Source organism: Streptomyces sp. NPDC088116, assembly GCF_044741745.1.
Classification (GTDB): domain Bacteria; phylum Actinomycetota; class Actinomycetes; order Streptomycetales; family Streptomycetaceae; genus Streptomyces.
In genome coordinates this window covers 1-9,668 of the sequence record NZ_JBIUTF010000020.1, presented here as the reverse complement: position 1 = coordinate 9,668, position 9,668 = coordinate 1, and the positions used below count along the sequence as shown (strand labels likewise).

Annotated in this window: 3 protein-coding genes; all 3 read left to right on the top strand. The window is 71.0% G+C overall.

What is annotated here, in order from left to right; translation table 11 throughout:
• On the top strand, positions 1-3,244 hold a 3,244-nt coding region (locus ACIOJD_RS34485), incomplete at its 5' end, for a type I polyketide synthase (protein ID WP_401920577.1).
• A gap of 43 nt (positions 3,245-3,287) precedes the next feature.
• Positions 3,288-8,861, top strand: a complete 5,574-nt coding sequence (locus tag ACIOJD_RS34480; RefSeq protein WP_401920575.1) for an SDR family NAD(P)-dependent oxidoreductase — start codon at positions 3,288-3,290, stop codon at positions 8,859-8,861.
• A 48-nt stretch (positions 8,862-8,909) separates the two neighbouring features.
• Positions 8,910-9,668: beta-ketoacyl synthase N-terminal-like domain-containing protein (locus tag ACIOJD_RS34475; protein ID WP_401920573.1), on the top strand; the 759-nt coding region annotated here is incomplete at its 3' end.

The following is a 9,668-nucleotide window of genomic DNA, read 5'->3' as shown; positions in this document are numbered from 1 at the left end:
AGTCCACTTCACCAACGCCCTCCACACAGCCCAGACCAACGGCGCCACCATCTACCTCGAAATCGGCCCCCAAGCCACCCTCACCGCCATGACCGCCCACAACCTCACCACCACCGAAAACACCGACACACCACCGCTCCTCCTCCCCACACTCCGCCGCAACCACCCCGAACCAGAAACACTCACCACCACCCTCGCCACCCTCCACACCCGAATCGCCGGACTCGACCCCACCGCACTCCACACGGACACCACCGCCCGACGCGTCCCTCTGCCCACCTATCCCTTCCAACGCCGTACCTACTGGGTGTCGGGTTCGGCGCCCGGCAGCGGTTTCGCGGCTGCGTCCCGCTTCGGTCTGACGTGGAAGGACCACCCGTTCCTCAGCGGTGTCGTCCCGGTGAGCGGCTCCGGCTCGACTCTGTTCACCGGCAGGGTGGCGCTCTCCGCGTATCCGTGGCTGGCCGACCACGCGGTTTCGGGTTCGGTGCTGTTGCCCGGGACGGCGGTCGCCGACCTGTTGTTGCGCGTTGCCGAGGAGATGGAGTCGGGCGGGGTCGAGGAGCTCAACCTCCATGTGCCGCTGGTCCTCCCCGAGCGAGGCGGTGCGCAGGTTCAGGTGGTGGTCGAGGCGCCGGACGAGCAGGGGCGGCGCGCCGTCACGGTCGCCGCGCGTCCCGAGAAACCCGTACGGGACGGCGAGGAGCCGGAGTGGACCAGGCATGCCACCGGTGTACTCACCCCCGAGAGGCCGGCCGCGTCGGAGACGGGCTGGGCGGTGGGGAGCTGGCCGCCTCCCAAGGCCGAGCCCGTTGACGTCGAAGAGCTGTATTCAGGGTTTGCCGCGCACGGTTACGGCTACGGTCCGGCCTTCACCGGGCTGACGGGGGTGTGGCGCCGTGGCGGCGAGCTCTTCGCCGAGGTGCGACTGCCCGAAGCGGCCACAGGAGGTGGCGAGTTCGGTATCCACCCCGCACTGTTCGACGCGGCCCTGCACCCATGGCGTGCGGGTGGGCTGCTGCCCGACACGGACGGGAGCACGCTGCTGCCGTTCGCCTGGCAGGGCATCACGCTGTACGCGACCGGGGCCGAGGCGCTTCGGGTCAGGCTGGCCCCGGCGGGTGACAGCGCGTTCTCGGTGCAGGCCGCCGACCAAGGGGGCGCGCCCGTTCTCGCTCTGGACGCGTTGGTGCTGCGTCCTGCGGTAGTAGGCGCGGGCAGCGGTTCCGTACCGATGTACGGCGTCGACTGGCGGCCGGTCCCGCGAGTGCCCGGTCCCATCGACGCCCGCGGCTGGTCGGTCATGGGTCCGGCGGAGCGGGCGGAGACGGCGGCGCTGCGCGCGCTGCCGGGTGTACAGCGCACCGCCCACGTCGACCTCGCGGCCCTGCGTGCCGCTCTGGACACCGCGGCGCCCGTGCCGACGCTGGTCGTCGCCACACCCGGCGACGCCGCGCCGGCCTCGTTCACCTCGACCGATCCGGTACGCGCATGCGTCGGCCAGGGGCTCGCCCTGGTCCAGGAGTGGACCGCTGACGAACGTCTGGCGGAGGCGCGGCTGGCCATCGTCACCCGGGGCGCGGTCGAGGCCGGGGAAGAGGATGTGCCGGATCTCGCGGGCGCCGCGCTGTGGGGGCTGCTCCGCTCGGCGCAGTCGGAGTACCCGGGCCGCTTCACCCTCATCGACCTGGACGATTCCCCGGAGTCCCGGCTGGCCCTGCCCGCGGCCCTGGCCTCCGGCGAGTCGCAACTCGCGCTGCGTGGCGGCGAAATGCTGACGCCGGTGCTGGCAAAGCTGACGCCGGTGCTGGCGGACCCGCCGACGCCGGCCGGGACGGCTGAAGTGCCGCCCGCGGACGCCGGGTTCGATCCCGACGGCACCGTCCTGCTCACCGGATGCAACGGCGCGCTCGGCCGACGCGTCGCGGTACATCTGGCGAGGCGGCACGGCGTGCGCCGGATGCTGCTCGTCAGCCGGCGCGGCCCGGACGCGCCGGAAGCCGCCCTCCTGGAGCGGGAACTCGCCGAGTCGGGGGTCAGCGCCACTTTCGCGGCGTGCGATCTCGCCGACCGTGCGGACGTGCTGAGAATGGTCGCCACCGTCCCGGCCGAGCACCCGCTGACCGGTGTGGTGCACACCGCCGGGGTGCTGGACGACGGCGCGCTCGCCGGTCTGACGCAGGCGCGGATCGACACCGTACTGCGGTCCAAGGCGGACGCCGTACGGCACCTGCACGAGGCCACGACCGGTCACCCCCTGCGTGTGTTCGTGCTGTTCTCGGCGGCGGCCGGGCTGCTCGGCCGCCCGGGGCAGGCGTCGTACGCGGCGGCCAACGGCGTCCTCGACGCGTTCGCGCGGGGCCGACGGGCGGCCGGGCTGCCCGGGGTCTCCCTGGCCTGGGGGCTGTGGGCGGAACGTGACGGCATGGCAGGCGGCCTGGACAGCACGGCACTGCGCCGGCTGCGCCGTGACGGCATCGTGCCGATGACGCCGGAGCAGGGGCTCGATCTGCTGGACCAGGCGCTGACCGTGCACCGGGAAGGCCCCGCCGTGCTCGTCCCGCTGCTGCTGGACAGCGCCGCGCTGCGTCGTGCGGCACGGGAGTACGGGACAGGCCCGCTGCCGCCGCTGCTGCGCGGCCTGATCTCCTCGGGCCCGCGCCCGTACGCCACTGGGACGGTGGCCGCCGGGAGTCGCGCCGGGGACGGGGAAGCCGGTGGCCCGGCGGCACGCCTCACGGCGCTTCCCCCGGAGGAACGGTCCGCCGCGCTGTTGGGCCTGGTCACCAGTCAGGTCGCCGACGTCCTCGGGCACGGGTCGGCCGCCGAGATCGACCCGGAACGTCCTTTCCGCGAGATCGGCTTCGACTCCCTGGCCACGGTGGAGCTACGCAATCGGCTCGGCCACCTGGTCGGCCTGCGGCTGCCGACCACCCTCGCCTTCGACCACCCCACGCCGAAGGGGATCGCGGAGTGGATCAACGGGGAACTTCCGGTCACCGCGAGCGCTTCCGCCAGGGATTCCCTCCTGACCGGGATCGACGAGGTGACGCAGGCGGTCGCCGAACTGGCTTCGGACGACGACCGGCGTGAGGCGGTACGGGAACGGCTCATCGGACTGCTGACCGCACTCGACGCCCCGGCACAACCGGCCGGCGCGGCCGCCGGGACGACCGTGGTGGCGGACCGGCTCGACGAGGCGACCGACGAGGAGATCTTCGCCTTCCTGGACGAGCAACTGTGACCGCGCCGTGGACCGATCGCATTCCGAGGAGTTGGTGGTGGAAATGAGCGCCGAAAACGACAAGATCCGCGACTACCTGAAGCGCGCCACCGCCGAACTGCACAAGACCAAAACGCGGTTGGCCGAGCTGGAGTCGGCGGGGCATGAGCCGATCGCGGTGGTGGGTATGGCGTGCCGCTATCCGGGCGGAGTGTCCTCGCCCGAGGAATTGTGGGACCTCGTGGCCACGGGTACGGACGCGATCTCACCGTTCCCCACCGATCGCGGCTGGAATCTCGACACCCTCTACGATCCCGACCCGGTTACTCCGGGCAAGAGTTATGTACGCGAGGGCGGATTCCTGCACGGGGCAGCCGAGTTCGATCCCGAGTTCTTCGGTATCTCGCCCCGCGAGGCAACCGCGATGGACCCCCAGCAACGCCTGCTGCTGGAAACCTCATGGGAGGCACTGGAGCGGGCCGGAATCAAACCGGAGACGTTACGCGGAACCCGCACCGGCGCATTCATGGGAATGATGTACCACGAATACGGGTCACGATTCGATCCCGCCCCCACGGGATTCGAGGGCTACCTCACGAACGGCAGCGCGGGGAGTGTCGCGTCGGGTCGGGTGGCTTATACGTTGGGCCTGGAAGGCCCGGCCCTGACCGTGGATACGGCCTGCTCGTCCTCACTGGTCGCCATGCACCTCGCCATCCAGTCACTGCGCCGGGGCGAATGCGACCTGGCCCTGGCAGGCGGCACCACCATCATGGCCACCCCCACCGTCTTCATCGAATTCTCCCGCCAACGCGGACTCGCCCCCAACGGACGCTGCAAACCCTTCGCCGAAACCGCCGACGGCACCAGCTGGGCAGAAGGCACCGGCACACTCCTCATCGAACGCCTCACCGACGCACAACGCCACGGACACCACGTACTCGCCATCATCCGAGGCAGCGCCGTCAACCAGGACGGCGCCAGCAACGGACTCACCGCACCCAGCGGACCCGCCCAGCAGAAAGTCATCCGCGAGGCGCTCGCCGACTCGAGGCTCACCCCCGGCGACATCGACGCCGTAGAAGCCCACGGAACCGGCACCCCACTCGGCGACCCCATCGAAGCCGGAGCACTCCTCGCCACCTACGGCAAAAACCGCGCAGGCCACCCCGTATGGCTCGGGTCACTGAAGTCCAACATCGGGCACACACAAGCCGCCGCCGGAGTCGCCGGCATCATCAAAATGATCCAGGCCCTCCACCACGAAACCCTCCCCCGCACCCTCCACGTCGATGCCCCGTCCTCGCGCATCGACTGGAACACCGGCGACCTCCAACTCCTCACCCAGGCACAACCCTGGCCCGCACGCGAAGACCGCCCACGCCGCGCCGCCATCTCCGCCTTCGGCGTCAGCGGCACCAACGCCCACCTCATCCTCGAAGAACCACCACCACCGTCCAATACGGCGACCACCCCAGCCGAACCGCCCGCCCTCCTGCCATGGGTCATATCGGCCCGCTCCCAAGAGGCGCTGCGCGGCCAGGCAGCCCGGCTACGCAGCCACCTGGAACGCACCGACGCCGATCCACTCGACGTAGCCCACTCACTCGCCACCACCCGTTCCTCCTTCGCCGAACGAGCCGTCATAGTCGGCCGCGACCGCACACAGTTACTGACCGGGCTGGACAGCCTGGCCCAAGGCCACCAGACCCCCGACGTCATACACGGCACCGCAACACGCGGTCACCGCACCGCCATGCTCTTCGCAGGCCAAGGGGCACAGCGCGCCGGTATGGGGAGCGAACTCCACGCCTCGGACGCCGAGTTCGCGACCGCCCTGGACGAAGTCTGCGCGGAACTCGACACCCACCTCACCGCTCCGGGCCTACGCGACGTCATGTTCGCACCCGCACCGGCAGACCTGCTGGACCAGACCGAATACACCCAGCCCGCACTCTTCGCCCTGGAGACCGCCCTCTACCGGACCCTCACCAGGCTGGGCATCAAGCCGGACATGCTCCTCGGCCACTCCGTCGGCGAAATCGCCGCAGCCCACGCCGCCGGCATCTTCACCCTCCACGACGCCGCACGACTGGTCACCGCACGAGGCCGACTCATGAGCGCACTGCCTCCCGGCGGGAGCATGCTCTCCGTACAAGCAACCGAAGAACACGTCACCCACCTGCTCACCTCGGCTGGTCAGGTGTCGATAGCGGCCGTCAACGGCCCCACGTCAATCGTCCTGTCCGGGCAGACCGCAGCACTGGAGACGATCTCCGGACAACTCACCGCACAGGGCACCCGCACCACCTGGCTGAAGGTCTCCCACGCCTTCCACTCCGCCCTCATGGACCCCGTACTCCACCAACTCCGCCAAACCGCCGAAACCATCCACTACCACCCACCCCACACCCCCTTCATCCCCAGTGCCGTCACGGAACATGACCCCACCACCCCCGACTACTGGGTCGAACACGCCCGCACCACAGTCCACTTCACCAACGCCCTCCACACAGCCCAGACCAACGGCGCCACCATCTACCTCGAAATCGGCCCCCAAGCCACCCTCACCGCCATGGCCAGCCAGAACCTCGAGACCACCAACGCACCACCCCTCCTCCTCCCCACACTCCGCCGCAACCACCCCGAACCAGAAACACTCACCACCACCCTCGCCACCCTCCACACCCGGGGGCTCCAGCCATCCCTGCTCCCGCCTGGTGCGGGCGCTCACCATGTCGACCTGCCGACCTACGCCTTCCAACGCGACCGCTACTGGCTGACCGCCCCACCCCGGTCCGGGACGGACGGGTTGTCGTCGGCGGGCCTGCGGGCAGTGGAGCACCCGCTGCTCACGGCCGCTGTGGAGCTTCCGGGAGCCGACACCACGGTGTGGACGGGGAGGTTGTCCACCGAGGACCTTCCATGGCTTGCCGACCACGTGGTGTGGGATCGCGGTGTTGTCCCCGGGACCGCCCTGTTGGAGATCGTCCTGCACGTCGGGAACCGGATCGGGCTGCCCCGTATCGCCGAGCTGGTCTTCGAGTCCGCCCTGGCCTGGAACGCCGACGCTCCGACGCTGGTCCGGGTCGTCGTAGGTGCCCGGGGCGCGCAGGGCAGCCGTGAAGTGAGCCTCTACTCCTGCCCCGAACCCGAGTACGACACCGAGACCGCTTGGACCAGGCACGCCTCCGGCCTGCTCGCCAGCGCGCACGACGAGTACGTCGGTGATCCCGGCCTCGACGATCCCTTCGCGGAACTCACCGGCGTCTGGCCGCCCGTCGGCGCGCGGACGGTCGACATCACCGATCAGTACTCTCTCTTCGCCACCGCCGGTGTGGGCTATCACGGTGCCTTCCAAGGGCTGCGTGCCGCCTGGCGCCGTGGTGACGAGGTCTTCGCCGAGGTACGGCTGCCCGATGCTCACGCCACCGACGCGGGCCATTACGGCGTGCATCCCGCGCTGCTCGACGCGGCGTTGCACCCCATCGCGCTGCTCGATCCGCTGGCCGACGGCGGGCATGGTCTGCTGCCGTTCTCCTGGACCGATGTACTGCGCCACCGAGGCGGCGGACACGCCCTTCGGGTGCGCGTCGCCAAGGAAGACGGCGGCGCGGTGTCGATCTCCGCGGCCGACCTCGACGCCGCTCCGGTGTTCGCCGCCCGCTCGCTGTCGCTGCGCCGTGTCTCCGCCGGGCAGCTTCCCGCCGCGCCCGTGGCGCCCCTGTACCGCGTGGACTGGATCCCCTTTCCCGGGCAGGGCCCCACCCCCACCCGACCGGACGACGTCTGCGCAGACGCCGACGTGGTCCTCCTCGACCTCACCCACACCACCCACCCGCCTCAGCACCAGGGCCAGCAGGACCAGGACCAGAACCAGGACCTCATCGGCGACATCCGCAAGAACGTGCGCCGGGTGCTGGAAGAGGTGCACGCCCGGCTGGCCCAAACCGACAGTGGGCCCCGGCTGGTGGTTCTCACCCAGGGCGCGGCCGGTCCCGAGGGCGGTGCCGCCGATCCGGCGGGGGCGGCCGCCTGGGGGCTGGTCCGTACCGCTCAGACCGAGCAGCCCGGCCGCTTCGTGCTGGTCGACATCGACGGTTCGCAGGAGTCGCGGTGGGCGCTGCCCAGCCTGCTGGCGACGGACGCCACCCAGATCGCGGTTCGTGACGGCCGCGCGAGTGTCCCGCGTCTGGTCCAGGTGACGGCCGAACCGGCGGCTTCGAGCGAACCGTCCGAGCCGCTGGACCCCGACGGCACCGTACTGATCACCGGAGGGACCGGCGCGCTGGCCGCCGAGACCGCCCGGCACCTGGTGGGGCGGTACGGGGCACGCCACCTCCTGCTGGTCAGCAGGAGGGGCACGGATGCCCCGGGCGCCGCCGAGTTGAGCGCGGGGCTCGCCGCCATGGGCGCGGCGGTCGACGTCCGGGTCTGCGATGTCGCCGACCGCGACGCGGTCCGCCGGCTGCTCGACCACATTCCCGCCGAGCACCCGTTGACCTGCGTGGTGCACACCGCCGGGGTGCTGGACGACGGTGTCGTCTCCACGCAGACGCCCGAGCGTATCGACGCCGTGCTGCGGTCCAAGGCGGACGCCGCCGTCCATCTCGACCAGCTGACCCGGGAGTACGGCTCGGTGCCGCTGGTGCTGTTCTCCTCTGTTTCCGGTGTCGCGGGGAGCGCGGGCCAGGCCGGTTACGCGGCGGCGAACGCGTTCCTGGACGCGCTGGCCGCCCGGCGCCGCGCGGACGGTCACCCCGCTCTGTCGCTCGGCTGGGGCTGGTGGACCGGCGTCGGCCTGGCCGCCGGGCTGGACCGTGCGGGCGAGGCGCGGATACGGCGCTCGGGCATCGCCCCGATCGACACACCGACAGCGATGGATCTGCTCGACCGGGCGCTGGCCCGCACCGAGCCCGCGCTGCTTCCGGTGCGGCTGGACCTGCCCGCGCTGCGTGCCTCGGCCGGAAGCGGCACCACACCGGAGGTGCTGCGCGATCTGGCCGAGGCCGCGCCCGGCGGCGTCCGCAAGGACCGGGACACCCGGGCCGGGGCCGAGGGCGGCTTCGCCGCGTCGGACCCGGCCGATCCCGCCGGGGAGCTGGCGCGCCGGCTCGCCGGCCGCTCCGCACCCGAGCGCTCGGCCCTCCTGCTCGACCTGGTACGGACCGAGGTCGCGGCGGTGCTGGGGCACACGGACCGGAGCGCGGTGGGTTCCGGGCGTTCGTTCAAGGACGCCGGGTTCGACTCGCTCACCGCCGTCGAACTCCGTAACCGGCTGAACGCCCGTACCGGGCTGCGGCTGCCCGCGACCCTGGTCTTCGACCACCCGACTCCGCTGTCCCTGGCCGAGTTGCTGCTGGCCGAACTGCCCTCGGCCGACCCGGACATGGCAGACCCGTCCGGGCAGGGCGGGCCGGAGGATCTGCCCACCGCGTTCGACCGGCTCACGCGGAGCCTCGCCGCCCTCGATGACAGTGCCGACCGCGCCCGCGCGGCCGAACGGCTGCGCGCCCTGCTGGCCGGGCTCACCACCGGCCAGGACCGGGACGGCGCGCTCGGCGATCTGGCCGACGACCGGTTCCGGTCGGCTTCCGACGATGAACTCTTCGACCTGTTCGACAGCGACTTCCGGTGAGCCGGCCCGGCCTGCATGGCCACCACGAAATTGACGTAGAGGAGAACCGTGTCCGCAACGAATGAGGAAAAGCTGCGGGAATACCTTCGGCGGGCGATGGCCGATCTGCACAGCAGCCGGGAGCGAGTCCGCGAGCTGGAGTCGGCCGTGCCCGAACCAATCGCGGTGGTGGGTATGGCGTGCCGCTATCCGGGCGGAGTGTCCTCGCCCGAGGAACTGTGGGACCTCGTGGCCACGGGTACGGACGCGATCTCACCGTTCCCCACCGATCGCGGCTGGAATCTCGACACCCTCTACGATCCCGACCCGAGCGTTCCGGGCAAGAGTTACGTACGCCAGGGCGGATTCCTGCACGAGGCAGCCGAGTTCGACCCCGAGTTCTTCGGCATCTCGCCCCGCGAGGCAACCGCGATGGACCCCCAGCAACGCCTGCTGCTGGAAACCTCATGGGAGGCACTGGAGCGGGCCGGAATCAAACCGGAAACCCTACGCGGAACCCGCACCGGCGTGTTCGCCGGAGTCATGCACCACGACTACGGCAATCAGCAGGTCGGCAGCGCGGCCGATGTCACCGGCCAGCTCGGTCTGGGCACAGCCGGAAGTGTCGCGTCGGGTCGGGTGGCTTATACATTGGGCCTGGAAGGCCCGGCCCTGACCGTGGATACGGCCTGCTCGTCATCGCTGGTCGCCATGCACCTCGCCATCCAGTCATTGCGCCGGGGCGAATGCGACCTGGCCCTGGCAGGCGGCACCACCATCATGGCCACCCCCACCGTCTTCATCGAATTCTCCCGCCAACGCGGACTC

What these genes read in the sequence shown, in the direction of transcription:
- ACIOJD_RS34480 (WP_401920575.1), top strand. Translation starts at nt 3,288, where the DNA reads ATGAGCGCCGAAAACGACAAGATCCGCGACTACCTGAAGCGCGCCACC.